This is a genomic window from Lactimicrobium sp., assembly GCF_036453465.1.
Lineage (GTDB): Bacteria > Bacillota_I > Bacilli_A > Erysipelotrichales > Erysipelotrichaceae > Bulleidia.
Genome location: NZ_JAZHUW010000048.1, coordinates 1 through 15,693, shown reverse-complemented (window position 1 = coordinate 15,693; position 15,693 = coordinate 1). Strand labels below are relative to the sequence as shown.

At 47.1% G+C, this 15,693-nt stretch carries 15 protein-coding genes and 1 other annotated feature; of the genes, 4 read left to right on the top strand and 11 right to left on the bottom strand.

Annotated elements, in window-relative coordinates; all coding sequences use genetic code 11:
• Positions 1–185: 185 nt before the first annotated feature.
• The 4 genes from SOI44_RS09710 to SOI44_RS09695 all read right to left on the bottom strand — a co-directional run bounded on the left by SOI44_RS09710 (position 186) and on the right by SOI44_RS09695 (position 4,171).
• Positions 186–827, bottom strand: coding sequence for a methionine ABC transporter permease (locus SOI44_RS09710; protein ID WP_331349014.1), 642 nt, complete (start codon positions 825–827; stop codon positions 186–188).
• A complete protein-coding gene (locus SOI44_RS09705) occupies positions 824–1,795 on the bottom strand; it encodes a methionine ABC transporter ATP-binding protein (RefSeq protein ID WP_331349013.1) in 972 nt (323 codons plus the stop codon). The genes SOI44_RS09710 and SOI44_RS09705 overlap by 4 nt, the downstream gene beginning before the upstream one ends.
• 81 nt (positions 1,796–1,876) lie before the next feature.
• A complete protein-coding gene (locus tag SOI44_RS09700) occupies positions 1,877–2,767 on the bottom strand; it encodes a MetQ/NlpA family ABC transporter substrate-binding protein (RefSeq protein WP_331349012.1) in 891 nt (296 codons plus the stop codon).
• A 79-nt stretch (positions 2,768–2,846) separates the two neighbouring features.
• Positions 2,847–3,094: a binding site (T-box leader), on the bottom strand.
• A gap of 180 nt (positions 3,095–3,274) precedes the next feature.
• Positions 3,275–4,171, bottom strand: coding sequence for a MetQ/NlpA family ABC transporter substrate-binding protein (locus SOI44_RS09695; protein WP_331349011.1), 897 nt, complete (start codon positions 4,169–4,171; stop codon positions 3,275–3,277).
• Positions 4,172–4,475: 304 nt separating this feature from the next.
• Between SOI44_RS09695 and SOI44_RS09690 the strand changes: the two genes are divergently transcribed.
• Positions 4,476–4,955, top strand: a complete 480-nt coding sequence (locus SOI44_RS09690; RefSeq protein WP_331349010.1) for a gamma carbonic anhydrase family protein — start codon at positions 4,476–4,478, stop codon at positions 4,953–4,955.
• Here the strand turns inward: SOI44_RS09690 and SOI44_RS09685 are convergent.
• From SOI44_RS09685 to SOI44_RS09675, 3 genes are read right to left on the bottom strand one after another with little or no spacing between them, the layout of a single operon-like run.
• Positions 4,947–5,966, bottom strand: a complete 1,020-nt coding sequence (locus SOI44_RS09685) for a LacI family DNA-binding transcriptional regulator (protein ID WP_331349009.1) — start codon at positions 5,964–5,966, stop codon at positions 4,947–4,949. The two genes, SOI44_RS09690 and SOI44_RS09685, sit on opposite strands and share 9 nt — an antisense overlap.
• The gene (locus SOI44_RS09680; protein WP_331349008.1) at positions 5,953–6,156 is read right to left on the bottom strand and encodes a hypothetical protein; all 204 of its coding nucleotides are present in this window, start codon (positions 6,154–6,156) and stop codon (positions 5,953–5,955) included. Before SOI44_RS09680 ends, SOI44_RS09685 begins: the two co-directional genes overlap by 14 nt.
• A gap of 33 nt (positions 6,157–6,189) precedes the next feature.
• Positions 6,190–8,655 (bottom strand): putative bifunctional diguanylate cyclase/phosphodiesterase, encoded by a 2,466-nt coding sequence (locus SOI44_RS09675; RefSeq protein ID WP_331349007.1) that lies wholly within the window; start codon positions 8,653–8,655, stop codon positions 6,190–6,192.
• A gap of 309 nt (positions 8,656–8,964) precedes the next feature.
• On the opposite strand from SOI44_RS09675, the gene SOI44_RS09670 reads away from it, so the two are divergent.
• Positions 8,965–10,308 (top strand): transglutaminase-like domain-containing protein, encoded by a 1,344-nt coding sequence (locus SOI44_RS09670; protein ID WP_331349006.1) that lies wholly within the window; start codon positions 8,965–8,967, stop codon positions 10,306–10,308.
• A gap of 127 nt (positions 10,309–10,435) precedes the next feature.
• On the opposite strand, the gene SOI44_RS09665 is transcribed toward SOI44_RS09670, so the two are convergent.
• Entirely contained in the window at positions 10,436–10,831 is a 396-nt protein-coding gene (locus tag SOI44_RS09665) for a pyridoxamine 5'-phosphate oxidase family protein (RefSeq protein ID WP_331349005.1), read from the bottom strand.
• Positions 10,832–11,050: 219 nt separating this feature from the next.
• On the opposite strand from SOI44_RS09665, the gene SOI44_RS09660 reads away from it, so the two are divergent.
• Entirely contained in the window at positions 11,051–11,428 is a 378-nt protein-coding gene (locus tag SOI44_RS09660) for a winged helix-turn-helix transcriptional regulator (RefSeq protein ID WP_331349004.1), read from the top strand.
• A 22-nt stretch (positions 11,429–11,450) separates the two neighbouring features.
• On the opposite strand, the gene mgtE is transcribed toward SOI44_RS09660, so the two are convergent.
• Complete coding sequence (gene mgtE / locus SOI44_RS09655; protein ID WP_331349003.1) at positions 11,451–12,854, bottom strand: magnesium transporter; 1,404 nt, start codon at positions 12,852–12,854, stop codon at positions 11,451–11,453.
• Between the two features lie 277 nt (positions 12,855–13,131).
• Here mgtE and pepT point away from each other — a divergent pair, with 277 nt between their 5' ends.
• The gene (pepT, locus tag SOI44_RS09650; protein ID WP_331349002.1) at positions 13,132–14,373 is read left to right on the top strand and encodes a peptidase T; all 1,242 of its coding nucleotides are present in this window, start codon (positions 13,132–13,134) and stop codon (positions 14,371–14,373) included.
• A gap of 157 nt (positions 14,374–14,530) precedes the next feature.
• Here the strand turns inward: pepT and SOI44_RS09645 are convergent, their stop codons facing one another.
• Together SOI44_RS09645 and SOI44_RS09640 are read right to left on the bottom strand one after the other, a co-directional pair.
• Complete coding sequence (locus SOI44_RS09645; RefSeq protein WP_331349001.1) at positions 14,531–15,064, bottom strand: hypothetical protein; 534 nt, start codon at positions 15,062–15,064, stop codon at positions 14,531–14,533.
• A 405-nt stretch (positions 15,065–15,469) separates the two neighbouring features.
• Positions 15,470–15,693: Hsp20 family protein (locus tag SOI44_RS09640; protein WP_331349000.1), on the bottom strand; the 224-nt coding region annotated here is incomplete at its 5' end.

Genomic DNA, 15,693 nt, shown 5'->3' with positions numbered 1-15,693 from the left:
TGCTAGCCACTGCTTTCACCCTCGGCGTCACCGCCTGCGGCTGGTGGTTCACTTCACTTGGCGACAAATACCCGTGACCTGCGTCTGCTGCAGGCTGGATGTGTGTCATGCCCGACACACCTAAAAAAGGCCAGAAATGGGAAATTCCATTCCGACCTTTTCTTTTTGTTATGACAGCAGTCTTTTCAGCTCTTTTTACGATACAGCCAGTTGCCAATCGCCTGAACAAGCTGGACAAATACAATCAGGATCACAGATGTCCAGAACAGATACTTGATATCGTAAGACTGGTAACCTTTTCTGATGGCAACATCACCAAGACCGCCGCCGCCAACGGTACCAGCCATTGCGGAAGCACCGACCATGTTGATGATGAGAAGGACGATGCCGTTGAGCAGACGGGGAACACTTTCCTTGAAATATACTCTCCAGATGATCTGCATATCAGTTGCGCCAAAGGACTTGGCCGCTTCAATGACACCGGGATCCGTTTCACGCATTGCGTTTTCAAACACACGGGCAATGAACGGAATGGCATAGATGGTCAGCGGCACGATGGCAGCCGTTGTGCCGATAGACTTGCCGACAATGAGTCTTGTCAGTGGAATGACCAGCAGCATCAAGATAATAAACGGGAAAGAACGGAAAATATTGACGATGACATCCAGGATGCCATAGACAACTTTGTTAGGCTTTAAGCCATCCGGTGCTGTCAGGGTCAGTACAATCGACAGGAAGAAGCCGATGATGACAGCCACCAGGGTGGAGACAAATACCATGTACAGGGTCTGCTGTGTGCCCTGCCATAAAACTGCAGACATACTCATGCTTTCAGCACCTCCCAGGCCACACCTTTTTCTTTCAGGAAGGCAGCGACGCGGTCCTGATCTTTCTCATCGATGTTAATGACAAGGGAACCGTAGATATCGGTGCGGAATTCCTCCAGTTTTGCCCAGCAGATCGAGAAGTCAATGCCAAGCTCTCTTGCCATCTCTGTAATAACTGGTTCTTTGGAGCTGTTGTCTGTGAAAAACAGCTGGACATTGACACCGGTTGTCGGCAGATGCTGGCCCTCTTCACCAAGGAAGCGGCGGATATCCGCAGTCGGACGGACAAACAGATCTTCCGGCTTGCCTTCTGCCAGTACAACACCATTTTTCAAAAAGGCAACACGCTCACAGATCTGCTTGACGACTTCCATCTGATGAGTGACAACCACGATGGTGATACCCATCTCTTTGTTAATCTTCTTCAGCAGTTCCAGAATACCATTGGTGATACGTGGATCCAATGCACTGGTTGCTTCATCGCAAAGCAGGATCTTGGGATCATTGACCAGAGCTCTGGCAATGGCAACACGCTGCTTCTGACCGCCGGATAATTCAGACGGACGGGCATGCACTTTATCCGAAAGACCAACCAGATCAATCAGATGCTCGATTTTCTGCTTGTTTTCCGGCTTGTTGGGATTAATGCCCCAGAAATGCATCGGCAGTGCCACATTGTCATAGACATCCAGACGGCTCAGCAGATTGAAGTTCTGGAAAATCATGCCCATGTCCTTGCGCTGCTCACGCAGCTTCTTCTTGTCATGGCAGTCAATCTTCTGCCCATCTACTGTAATTGTGCCTGACTGGAAATCTTCCAGGCCATTGATGCAGCGCAGCAGTGTGGACTTGCCGGCACCGGACTGGCCGATGATTCCGTAGATTTCCTTGTCATTGATATGAATATTGATATTCTTGAGAACTTCGTTATCACCGAAGCTCTTCTGTACATTTACCAGATCAATCATGCAATCGCTCCTTCCTGTAAACAACAAATGTTCAGGAGTGATTTCTCACCCCTGAACAGATGCTTATGATTGATGTAAGACTCAGTCAGAAGTAACCGGGTTGCCATTCTCATCAATGAAGGAAGCAATGACAGATCCCTTGTAGGTATCTTCAATATACTGCTTGACCTTGTCAGATGTAATGGCCTTTACAAGAGCCTTTGTCTTCTCACTGTCCAGGTTATCCTTTTCAACAACCACGAAGTTTGTGCGGGCAATCTTTGTAGCATCATCGAACTGCTCAACATAGATGGCCGGGTGTGTGGAAGGCAGGCTTGCTTCAAGAGCATAGTTGCCATTGACAACCGCAATGTCGACATCATCCAGTGTACGGGAAACTTGTGCTGCTTCAACCGGTGTGATCTTGTAGTTATGCGGATTCAACTCACTGTTGCCATTGAATGTGGATTCAGTGACATAGTCTGTTGTGCCAGGATCCTTCAGCAGGCCAGCCTGTACAAGCACTCTCAGGCCGCGGTCCAGGTTATCAGAATCGTTCGGCAGAGAAATCTCGGCACCATCCTGCAGATCATCCAGGCTTGTCAGCTTGGAAGAATAGATGCCCATCGGTTCAATATGTACACCGACAGCAGCAGCCAGATGCAGGCCGTTGGATTCATTCTGATCATTCATGTAGCCAAGTGTCTGGAAGTAGTTGGCATCCAGAGAGCCCTCTTCCAGGGCAGTATTTGGTGTGACATAATCTGTGAACTCAGTCACTTCCAGTGTCCAGCCATCCTCTGCCAGAACATCTTTAACAACATTGTTCAGAATCTCTGCATGCGGTGTGGATGTCGCACCAACCTTGATGACCTTATCACCTGAATCTGCAGATGCACTGCTTGATGTTGAAGCAGTGGAAGCACTTCCGCATCCTGCCAGGGATGCTGCCAGCACAGCAGCTGTAATGGTTCTGATCAAATTCTTTTTCATAGCGTTTTCTTTTCCTCCTCTTTTTCCTTTTTGCTTGAAGCGGAAAGATGCCGGTAAAAATAAAGACAGCACCCTCATAGATAAGGGCGCTGTCTGCGCGTTACCACCTTACTTCAAAATGACCTCACGGTCACTTCCTCTTCAAGTACGCCGAATAAACCAGAAATACTCGCAATCTATAACGGGATTCCCCGTCCTGACCTACATGTCGGCCAGGCAGCTCCAGGACCATGTTCAATCAGTGCCGCCGCAGTTTCCTTTCAGCAGATGCAGAAACTTCTCTGTATGCCTTGGCTCTCTGTTTACTCTTCCCTTCCTTGCCTTTGATGGTTCTTAGTATACCCTCCAAATTTCGCGATGCAATACTTCCACAAATACCAGAAAACGATCATCAGTTATAGCTTTGATCTATAGCAAAGCTGGAAGTATCACGTTTGGTCTTCTGTTTTGCAAAAGAAAATGGCTCTATGGCAGAAATGCCACAGAGCCAGTATGTTATTGAATCTGTTAGTCTGAAGTAACCGGATTTCCTTTTTCATCAATGAAAGAAGGAATGACCGCACCTTTGTAGGTATCCTCAATGTACTGCTTGACCTTGTCAGATGTGACTGCCTTGACCAGCGCCTTGGTCTTTTCACTGTCCAGCTGGTCTTCTTCCACAACGATGAAGTTCGTACGGACAATCGTTGTTTCCGCGTCAAACTGTTCTACGTAGATTGCCGGATATGTGGACGGCAGATCTGCTTCCAATGCATAGTTGCCATTGACAACGGCAATATCGACATCATCCAGTGTACGGGAAACCTGTGCTGCTTCTACCGGTGTGATCTTGTAGTTATGCGGATTCAGCTCGCTGTTACCATTGAAGTCTGTTTCAGACAGATTGCCATCGGTGCCAGGATCCTTCAGCAGGCCTGCCTGAATCAGCACTCTTAGACCGCGGTCTGTATTCTCGGTATCATTCGGCAGAGAAATCTCAGCACCGTCCTGCAGATCATCCAGACTTGTAATCTTGGAAGAATAGATGCCCATCGGCTCAATATGCATGCCAACGGCCGCTGCCAGGTGCATGCCTTTATCTTCATTCTGTCCTTCCATGTAGCCAAGTGTCTGGAAATAGTTGGCATCCAGGGAGCCTTCCTCCAGTGCTGTATTTGGCGTGACATAGTCCGTGAACTCGGTCACTTCCAGATCCCATCCCTCCTCTGCCAGCACATCCTTGACAACATTGTTCAGGATTTCAGCATGCGGTGTTGTGGATGCACCTACTCTGATTACCTTGTCAGATGAAGAAGATGATGCACTGGATGAAGATGAAGAAGCTGCGGCAGTTGAACTTCCGCATCCTGCCAGAGATGCCGCAAGCAGCGCTGCTGTTACTGTTCTGATGACATTGCGTTTCATAATGTTTCCTTTTCCTCCCCTTTGGTTTTTCAGCGCAAAGAAAAAGAAGTAAGAAAAACAGTGTGCCACAGTATACAACAGATGCATAAAAGCCATCTTTATGCTGTTTCTGCTGTTCTCTTCTCTTTCCTGCTTTAATGTGTTCAGTTTACTTTTCAAAGTCAGGAAAGAAAAATATCAGAAAACAATCATCAGATATAGGCATAATCTATTACCTGACAGTCTATGTTGTAAATCTGCCAAAGACATACCACGCATGAGGTCCATTGCATTATGATTGAATTAATGTTTCAGGAGGATTTTTATGAAAGCATATTATACCGGTATTCATACTGTGATCACAGGAACAGTATCACTGCAGGAAAACAGTTCCGTCTGGCACAATGCCGTCCTGCGCGGTGATATGGAGCCCATTGCTGTTGGTGCCAATACCAACATTCAGGATCTTGTCATGGTGCATGGATCCAAAGGACATCCTGTGACAATTGGAAACAATGTTACGGTTGGCCACAGTGCCATCATCCATGGCTGCACCATAGATGACAATGTGCTGGTCGGCATGGGCGCCATTATCATGAACGGCGCTCATATCCATGCCAATACGATTGTCGCTGCAGGTGCTCTTGTTCCCCAGGACAAGGAATACCCGGAAGGTGTATTGATTATTGGCGTACCAGGCAGAATCATGCGCAATCTGAGTAAAGAAGAAATTGAAAATATCCAGAAAAATGCAGATAACTACTGTCAGCTGGCCAAAGACAGCCTCATACCACATTCACTTTGAAATCCGGCTGACACTTTCTCCTTCCACAATGTGAAACGGCACCATACTGTGGCAGGCAGGTGCATCTGTCTTGATCCGCATCAACAGATCATTGACACTGCTGCGCACAATTGTCTCGGTATCCTGACATACCGTTGTCAGACGGGGAACTGTAAACTGGGAATAGTCGATGCCATCAAAGCCAATGATGGAAATATCCTGTGGAATACGGCGGCCTGCTTCAGAGAATGCCCGCATAGCACCTATGGCAACCGTATCACTCATGCAGAATACTGCTGTGACTTCCGGGAATGTCTGCAATAGATTCTTCCCTGCTTCATAACCGCCTTCCAGAGAAAACTCACAGGGAGAATACTGCCGGCTGCGTACAAAGGGAAGATCGTGCTCCTTCAGACAGCTGCTTAAACCATGAAAACGTTTATAGGCAACCTGTCCTTTGACATCCGGATCCACGCCGCCCAGCAGACCGATATTACGGTGTCCGTGGTCAATCAGATAGGCAGCTGCTGCCCGGGCACCGGCATCATCATCCGTACAGTAAGAAGAAAGACTGTCAATGTGCAGATCATTGCCATCGGCCGCTACCAGTACGGCTGGCACACCCATCTCTTCATATTCATGGCGGAAATGGTCCAGGTCAGCACCCAGAAACAGCAATCCGCGGGGATGATTGTCATGACAAATACGTTTTGCGGCCAGAACTTCATCACTGTTTTCATCCAGGAAGACAACTTTCACTTCTTTCCCTGCCTGTTTCAGCATGCTCTGGATATTCTCCAGCATGCCATTGAGAAAGATGTTGCAGGTGCTCTTGATAAACACCGTAATACTGCTTGTATGCGTCTGTTTAAGCAGCTTTGCATTGGCATTGGGCTGATAGCCCTCCTGTGCAATCACCTGTTCAATCTCTTTTCTTGCTTTCTCTGAAACATCCTGATGATGATTGATCACCCGGGATACCGTACCAATACTGTAACCGGTAATCCTGGCAATATCCTTAATCGTTGCCATGCTTTCCTCCTGTATCCACCATGCTGGATGAACTGCCCTTTCCACCAGCATTCTTTTTCCGCTGCCAGTAAGCAGCACCTCTTTTATTTCTGTCAGGTACGCCGGTAATATCCTTCCTGCGTATCCATGTCATTGGCTTTATCTTCATTTTTACCTCTGCATTACAAGTATATGCGCCGGCAAAGACCATCACAACCATTCTCTTGCCATACAAAAAAGCACATCAGGATTCCCCGATGCGCCAGGCAATTGCCTCCTCAGCAGAAATCGGCCGGCTGAAATAGAAGCCCTGAATATAATCACATCCCTGCTTCTTCAGGATCTCATACTGCTCCTTTGTCTCGACACCTTCCGCAATCAGGCTGCGGCCCAGATGATGCGCCATGGAAATCAGATCATTCATCGCATCCTGTGCCCCTGGTTTCAGCCATTCTGTCACAACCGAGCGGTCAATCTTGATCGTATTGAACGGAATCCAGCTCAGATAGCTCAACGAAGAATAACCGGTGCCAAAATCATCCATGAGCAGGCCGACACGGATCCTGTGCAGCTCATCAAACAGTCGCACAGATTCCTGTGTATTGTTCATGAACATGCTCTCTGTAATCTCAATCTTCAGAAGATGCGGTGGAATATGATACTTTTCCAGCATTTCCTGCAGCCATTTTACATAGCCCGTATCACTGATCTGACCCGGACTGTAATTGATCGAAACCGGATACAGCTTTCTGCCCTCACACTGCCACAAAGCCATCTGGGCAATGACTTTTTCGGTGATGATTCTGCCAACTTCACAGATCAGTCCGGCTTTTTCCGCCGCCGGAATAAACACATCCGGTCCAAAGCGGGCATTCTTCAGCCGCACCAGAGCCTCATACCCAGCCAGCTGCTGGGTAACAGTACTGACCTGAGGCTGGTATACCATCTTAAACCCATCACAGTGAATCGCATCCACCACTGCCTGACGGGCATCATGGCTCTCCTGCAGTTTCTTCCGCATTTCTGCTGTATACAAAACAGCACAGTTTTTACCTTTGCGCTTGGCCTCATACATGGCCAGATCCGCATCCAGCACCAGCCGCTGGGGATCCTGATAGCTGCCGGTACAGTTGCGAATGCCCACACTGACAGAAACAGAAAGCGGCTGATGATCTGCCATAATCTGTGCGGAAACAAGTGCCATCATATCAGAGACCAGAGGATCATCAGGAGTTACATTGACATTGCGTTTGACAAACAGGAATTCATCACCGCCATAGCGTGACACAAAGCCATCATTTTCTCTGGCAAAGGAATGAAGCCTGCGGCCAACCGCAGCCACCACGACATCACCGCATGGGTGGGAATAGGTATCATTGATTTCCTTGAGATCATCCAGATCCAGCGTAATCATCGTATACGTGGAAGCACCATGCAGCCATGGCAGCAGCCTGGCAAAGGTTGTCTCACGGTTATATAAACCTGTCAAAGCATCATGCTGGGCAAGATACTGCAGCTGCTGGTGTTCTTCACTTGCCGCTATGGCAATCCGGCGGTAGGAGCGCGCATTGATTAACAAACCGGCAGCCAGCAGCAGTACACCGGTAATGGCACTGGCCATCTGCATCTTTACAGTACTGTGCAAAGCAAACGATGCCTTTCCATCCTGGTCAATAAAGGCATTGTCCGGCAGATCTTTTCTGGCAATGCTGTATTCAGAAAGCAGATCTGCATCAAACACCGAAAATGAAGAGGAATCTGTCTGTAAACCAATGCTCTGCACCGTTGTCTTGTTTAACAGAACACTTGCGGCAAGTGAAGCCGTCTTCTGTGCTTCCTTGGTAAAATTGACACTGATGGTACCGGCAATGCCGCTGCCAATACCGCCGGGATGAATGCCAAACACCGGCACAGAGGCATATTGAGCAAACATTTCGGCATTGTCTGAAATGGAATACGTATTCCCATACTGATCACGGCCGGCTTCCAGATAGACAAGAATGGTACTGTCATCACAGGCTGCAATCTGCTGCTGAAGGTCGTCTCTTGTCATCTGATCCGCCTGCAGCAGGTGTACCTTGAGATCCGGATGAGCTGCCATTGCCTCCTGCAGATCTTTCTGATCTGTCAGTCCCTGTGCACTGCCATCGGTAACTACCGTAAGATAACCAGCATCCGGCAGAATATGGACAAATGCAGAGATGGCATTTTCCAGACGTTTACTGTCACAGACACCGGCAAACAGCGGATTAGCCTGCACCTGTGTTCTGGCAAGATCCTGGTCTGTCACATCCATGAAGAATACCGGCAGGCTGGCAAACAGGCTGCTTTGTTCACGGCAGGCAAGCGTAAAAGCCGCATCACCGCAGGCAATTACACCCTGCATGCCATGATCGATTTTTTCCTGCAGTTCCTGCTGCAAAAGTGCATCGCTCACATCGTGAAGGTACACAGCATCATAGCCAATACCCTGACGGTACAGCGTATCCTGGATGGCATTCTGCTCAAACTGGACATCCAGATCACCAGCTGCACCAGAACAGAGCAAAAGCACCTTTTCGCCGGTATCGTCATGAATATCCCTGGCAATGTCCTGGTTCATCAGATCATAAGATTGATTTTCCTTCACAATGGAGAAAAAGGAACAAAACAGCAGAAAACATCCAAGAACGATTAAAACAACTTCGGACAGCCGTTTCCATTTTTTCACGCGAAAAACCCTCCTGTCCGCAAGCTTTCCCCCATATACCGCAGAATATCTTCATATTACCACGTTTGAGTATCATATGGGCAGCCTTGTTCAAATGTGAAACAGTTCTATCAGATAATGAAAAAGATCCCCGCTGGCACAGGGACCTTTCTCCAATCATGATTCATTTTCAGGGAGGGAAAGAAATCATTTTTTTCAGATGATGTTCTCATCTGACAGTTATATAGTACAAATCAGTTGTGCACAAACGATGAAACAAATGTGAAAGCTTGATGAAAAAGTGTATGATATTTTGCAAGGAGACACAATATGCTGGAAAAACTTGATTCTCTGCGCCTTCCTCTGCCAGAGGATGTGGCCAAAGCCAAGGCCGCCGGTGACTTTGACAGAGCAAAACGTCTGATTGATCTGTATCGGCAGGATGCTGCTACACCAAAATGCATGAAAGACCGGCTGGAAGTGGAACAGGAAGTACTTTTACGCCTGCCGCAGGCCTATCCGTATGATGAAGAGCAGGCCCTTGCCATCGTCAGAAAAGAGATTCCTTCTTTTACAATGGAAGACCTGCATCACTATGAAGACAGCAAGGCAGCGGACTGGATTTATCTCAATGGGAAAGTCCATCTGCAGTCGCGCTTCTTTGCGTCCATGCAGAAAGTATGGCCTGAAATTGCAGCAGCGGTGGGATGCCCGCTTTCCCAAACAAACCAGCTGCTGGATGACAATATCAAAGAGATGGAAGAAACAGGTCATGCGGGAAGACATATTCATCTGCGCACGGAAATCAGGATCAAGGATGAAGTCTTCCATCCAGGCAGAGTGCTTGTCCATCTTCCCATTCCCGCTGAATGCATGAATATGCAGAATATCCACATTCTAGATCACAGTGATCATGCCTTCATCGATGGTCCAGACAGTTTAAGCCGCACCATTTCCTTTCAGGAAGATCTGCAGGAAAATCATCCTTTCTTTGTGGAATACGAATATGATTCCATCGTTCGCTACCATCAGGATCACCACATTCCTACAGAAACAGCGGATTTTGACATTCAGGAAGAACAGCCGCAGATTGTCTTTTCCCCATTGATCAAAGCATTGTGCAAAGAACTCAGCAAAAACGAGACAGACCCCTATCGGAAAGCATGGAATTTCTACCGCTATTGTACAGAGAATGTCACCTATGCCTATATGCGGGAATATATGACCCTGGGATTAATCAACGAATATTCTGCCACCCAGCGGATCGGTGACTGTGGTGTCAAAGCCCTGCTGTTCATCACCTTATGCCGCTGTGCAGGCATTCCTGCCCACTGGCAGTCCGGCCTGTATGTTACCCCGGAAAGTGCCGGCAATCATGACTGGGCAATGTTCTACATCAAACCATATGGATGGCTGTTCGCGGATCCCTCCTTTGGCGGCTCTGCTTTCAGGGTCAAAAACCTGAAACGGCAGAAATTCTACTTTGGCAATCTGGATTCCTTCCGCATGGCTGCCAACAATGCCTTCCAGCAGGAATTCAAGCCAGCCAAGAAATGGTGGCGCAGCGATCCCTATGACAATCAATCCGGCGAGATTGAATATGATGACAGAGGCCTGCATGGCAATGAATTTGAATCGACCAAGACAGTCATTGAGATGCAGAAACTGAAATAACAAAAGCGGAAGGCATTCCTTCTGACAAGAAGTACCTTCCGGATTTGCAAAGAGATAGACGACAATTGTATGGATCATCATCGCTGACACATGGCATGATGATCAGCTTTTTTTGACAGATGGCTTATCAGAGTACTTTCTTGTTATCGGCACCAGGGGTTGTCACAATGACCTTTTCCGGTGTGATGATCAAAGCTCCTTTAGCGCTTGCAGCACCCTTGAACATCTGTTCTACCATGGCCTTGAAGTCATCCACAATCTTTCCTTCCGTCACGTACTCTGCAGTACCCTTGATCTGATAGCCCTTCAGACTCTTAGCATCATAAACAGAGATTGCCAGACGGCCATTGTTTGCCTTCAGGTTCTTCAATGTTGTCTCCAGGAACACATCACCAACCAGCAGCTTGCCATCATCTGTTACTTCCTTGAAGGCAACCGGGACAACATTCGGCATATTATCGGCACATGTTGCCAGATCCCACATAGATTCATTCAACAGCTTTCTTACATCTTCGTTTAACATCACTCTTATCCTCCTTGCTGGTGTTCTTCATCAGCGCAGCTATAAGTTAGCACCGTGACTTTGGCCAAGGAAGATATCAGGAAATTTATGAGTCACTTATGATTTTCATAGTGCCTGATGTCCAAATACACTATGAATTTTCATAGTATTTCTCTTTTTCAAAGTTACTGCTAGTATTGAAGCAGACAGTCTGTGCTGCCGGGAAAGAAGGCGTCTAGTATGTATCAGAAGAAAACAGAAGATGATATCCGCTGTCCATTGGAATATGGCTTAAAGGTGTTTGGCGGCAAATGGAAGTCAAGGGTTCTGTGTGTATTGAATGAGAAAGGTGCACTGCGCTACAGCGGCATCCGCAAGGAGATGAAAAACATCACCGATGCTGTACTTGCCGCAACACTCAAGGAGCTGATTCAGGATGATCTGATCAGCCGGAAATCCTATGATGAAATTCCACCACGTGTAGAATATTCCCTGACAAAGAAGGGAGAATCGGTTGTACCGATTCTGCAGAGTATCTGCAGCTGGTCCGGTATCTTCTATAAAGAAGGCAGTGAGAACATGCTGGCCCAGTGTGAAAAGTGTGATCACCGCAATTAAAAAGCTGGATGACCAGCTTTTTTTATGCGATATGAATTGTTTCAATTAACAGCAGCCATGCCAGGCCATAGTATGTCACAACACCAACAAGGTCAGTGACCGTTGTAATTAATGGTCCGGATGCCACAGCCGGGTCAACACCGATCTGCTTGAAGAACAGCGGGATGACGGTGCCAACCGCACTGGAGATTAACATGGCAACCATCAGAGAGATGCCGATGCAGCCGGAAACGGCAAAGCCATGGGCCGGTGTATAGTGCTTGAAGAGCACAATGAAGATACCAACACCGACAAACGCCAGAGCACCAAGAATCATGCCATTGACAAGACCACAGCGCATTTCCTTCAGAACAAGATGCAGCTTGTCTTTGCCAGTGAGCTTTTCATCCATCAATACGCGGATGGTAACTGCAAGCGACTGGGTGCCGACGTTACCAGACATATCCAGAATCATGGACTGGAAGCTCATGATCATCGGCAGTGCTGCTACAACCGTTTCAAACAGGCCGACAACACTTGATACAAACAAGCCAAGTACAAGCAATAGCACCAGCCATGGCAGACGCTTATGCACAGATTCCTTCAGCGGTTCACGCAGATCTTCCTCTGCAGTCAAACCAGCGAGCTTGGCATAATCATCACCCATTTCATCATCGACAACTTCAACGACATCCTGAGAAGTAATCACACCAAGAATACGGTTTTCATCAGACAATACCGGAATTGACTCCTCGGAATAATCCTTCAGTTTTTCCAGACAGTCCTCAATCTTTTCATCCGCATATACATACGGATACTCAGTCACAACAATGTCTTCCAGCTTTTCATCCTGGCGTGCCAGAATCAGCTCTTTCAGGTCAATCTCACCATAGTAGATGCCCTTTTCATCTACCACATACAGCTGTGAGATATTGTCATGATCCTCTGCCTGTCTGACCAGTGAACTCATCGCTTCCTTGATCGAAAGAGAAGAAGACAGTGTCACAAAGTTCGTTGTCATACGGGATGCAATCGTATCTTCATCATACGATGCCAGCCGCTGGATATTGTTGCGGTGCACCTCATCCATCAGCTCCAGCCAGACAACCTTCGAACGGGAATCCGTATTCTTCAACAGGTCAACGGCGGTATCCGGCTCCATATGAGCCAGAATATCCGAAGCCTTGCGCGGATTCATCTCTTCCAGATATTTATCCGCATCATCGGAATACTCCATCACATCTGACAGACTGTCCACATCCATCAGCCGATACAGAATTGCCCTCTCATTGGGCCGCAGAATATCCAGTGTATCAGCGATATCATTGGCGTGATAGTCATCCAGTCTCTCCTTGATCACTTTGGGAGAAAGACCGCTGCGGACCAGCTGGGCAATGGACTGCACAGCTGACATTTCATTATCTTTTTCTTTTACTGCTCCTGCCATTCTTTTTCCTCCTGTATTCATGTACTGCATGCATACAGAAAACCGGCACAAACTTCAGACGCTTAATGTAATGTGATCAGAAAATACAGGTGGTCTGAAGGACGTGCACTCATCTTCTGCTTACTTCGTTCGTGACCGGCACCATCCATGCAAAACCACCCCTTTCATCTCTCAGATACATTTTATTCTGACAGGCTCAATATTTCACCCCTGAATTGTCTTGGAAAGCATTATTTTTCACGCGTTATAATGGTCCCATCAGGAGACACAGAAAAACATGAATACATTTGATGAAAAAGTAAAAGAGCGGCTGATCCGTTATGCCAAAGTCAATACACAGTCAGCCAATCATACCGGCACTGTTCCCAGCACAAAATGCCAGTTTGATCTGGCCAAGATGCTGTATCAGGAATTGCAGGATATCGGCGTGAAAGACACGTACTATGACGATGAGCACTGCGTGGTATATGCCTGGTTAAAAGCCAATACAGAAGATGGCATGCCGGTTGGTTTTGTGGCCCATATGGACACGGCCCCGGATGCCTCGGGTGAAAATGTCAGGCCATGGGTATTCTCTGACTATGACGGCTCTGACATTGTATTAAACAAAGAGAAAAACATTGTCATGAAGGTATCTGACTACCCCAACCTGAAAAACTATATCCATCAGGATCTTATTCTCACCGACGGCACAACCCTGCTGGGCGGGGATGACAAGGCATCCATTGCCGCCATCATGACGATGATTGAATACCTCGTCAACCATCCGGAAAGAAAGCATAATCTTCTGGCCTTTGCCTTTACACCGGATGAGGAAGTCGGCGGTTTGGCCAAAGACCTGGATTTAGATAGATTCCAGGCTAAGGTGGCTTATACGCTGGATGGCGACTATTGCGGCTATTATGAGGATGAAACCTTCAATGCCTCTGAGGCCATTGTCACTTTCACTGGTCTATCTGTACATACCGGTACAGCCAAGGGCATTATGAAGAATGCCGTGGATATGGGTGCAGAATTCATGGGCATGCTGCCGAAACTCGAAAAACCGCAGTATACCGAAGGCAGAGAAGGCTTCTATCACGTGATCAGTTTTGATGGCACCTGCGAACATGCCAGACTGACCATGATTGTGCGTGACCATGATTCTGAAATCTTCAATCAGCGCAATAATTATCTGAAAAAGATCACCGAGGAAATCAACAGAAGATATGGCAGTGATGCCGCATCCATTGAGATTTCCATCCAGTACCGCAATCTGGGTGAGGCAATCAAAAAGGTTCCGTTCATGATTCCAAACCTGGTCAAAGCCATTGAAATGGCTGGCATCACGCCGCACAAGGTGGCTTTCCGCGGCGGTACAGACGGCTCTGCACTGTCATGGCGCGGTCTGCCATGCCCTAACCTTTCTGCCGGATATGAAAATGCACACGGACGTTTCGAGTATGTCCCGGTACAGTCCATGTCAAAGAATGTTGAGATCCTGCTCAATCTGGCCGATCTCTACAGCCAGCAGAAATAAGCCAGTATTCATTTTGCTGCAATTCATGAGCATTTTTAAAGGCCATCGCTGTCATCAGCCATGGCCTCTTTTTGGTATTACTCCAAATGGATATTAATCAATCCCCAGTCAATTCTAAAAAGCCCAGATCACCGATAAGCTGTCTGTTACAGCTGTTTTATGAATTGTTACCAACAAGCATGATTGACAGAATCATACCTGTTTCAATGTTGCCGGGGATAAGCGTTTTGTTATCATAGGTGATTTTAAAAGGATCCTGCGCATTGCCAACAGCAAAGAAGTTCTGTTCCTTTCCCACTTTCAGATGCCGGCTGTTTTGAAGCAGCAGCTGTACCCTTATCCTGGGCAGATCTATTGGACCAAAGGAAGCAGCTTTCTCATCATTCACATATACAGAAACGTATTTTTCCGAATCCGGTTCCACATGAAGCTCCACATCACGCTGATCAACATCAACGTTAACTGTTTTTGTCTTTTCCCACTCATTCTCAAGATAAGAATACTGTGTCAGCTGAATTCTCCCTGGCACAAACCGTGACAGATGCACATGATACGTCATATTTTCAGAGACAGGCACATCCGCTGCCGGCTTAACAAACCTGATCCAGCTGTCAAAGAAAAAATACTTAACCGCTAATGAACTGGCAAGAACAAGCAGTGAAATGGCTGCAATGCGAATCCATTTTTTCATGTCAGAGCACAATCCTTTCCTTTCATCAGTACACCATTTGACTGTTACTGAATAATCGATACTGCCTCTTTCAAAATAGTATCATGCATGTATCATTTCAAAGCAGACACTTTGTACACCTCACCGGAAATTTGATTTTCCACTTTGAGAAATTCTATTGAGTACATTTCATAAGAAAAAGATGACATATCATGTTCTGCAGTCAACAGACTGCTATTTCATGATAATTGCGCTGTCAGGAATATATCGTACAGCCTTTTTTTACGCCAGGCCTGCCTGCCATTTCCCATAACAACAAAAGGTGTTCCGGAAAATCATCCAGAACACCTTGATTTGTATGTCTTACTGCCTCAGGGGCAGATCCTTTCGTCCCTTGTGGGGACGTATGGCACTTTGCAAATACCATTATTCAATGGCAATGTACTTCTTTTCAGGGATCTCTTTCTTGTCTTCCTTGGCAGGCAGCTCAATGGTCAATACACCATTGTTGTAGTTTGCCTTGACATCGGAATCCTTCACCTGATTGCCGACATAGAAGCTGCGGCTGTAGGAACCATACCGTCTTTCACGGCGCAGTACCTTGCCCTTCTTGTCTTTCTCATCCTTGTTCTCATGACGTGTGGCATGAA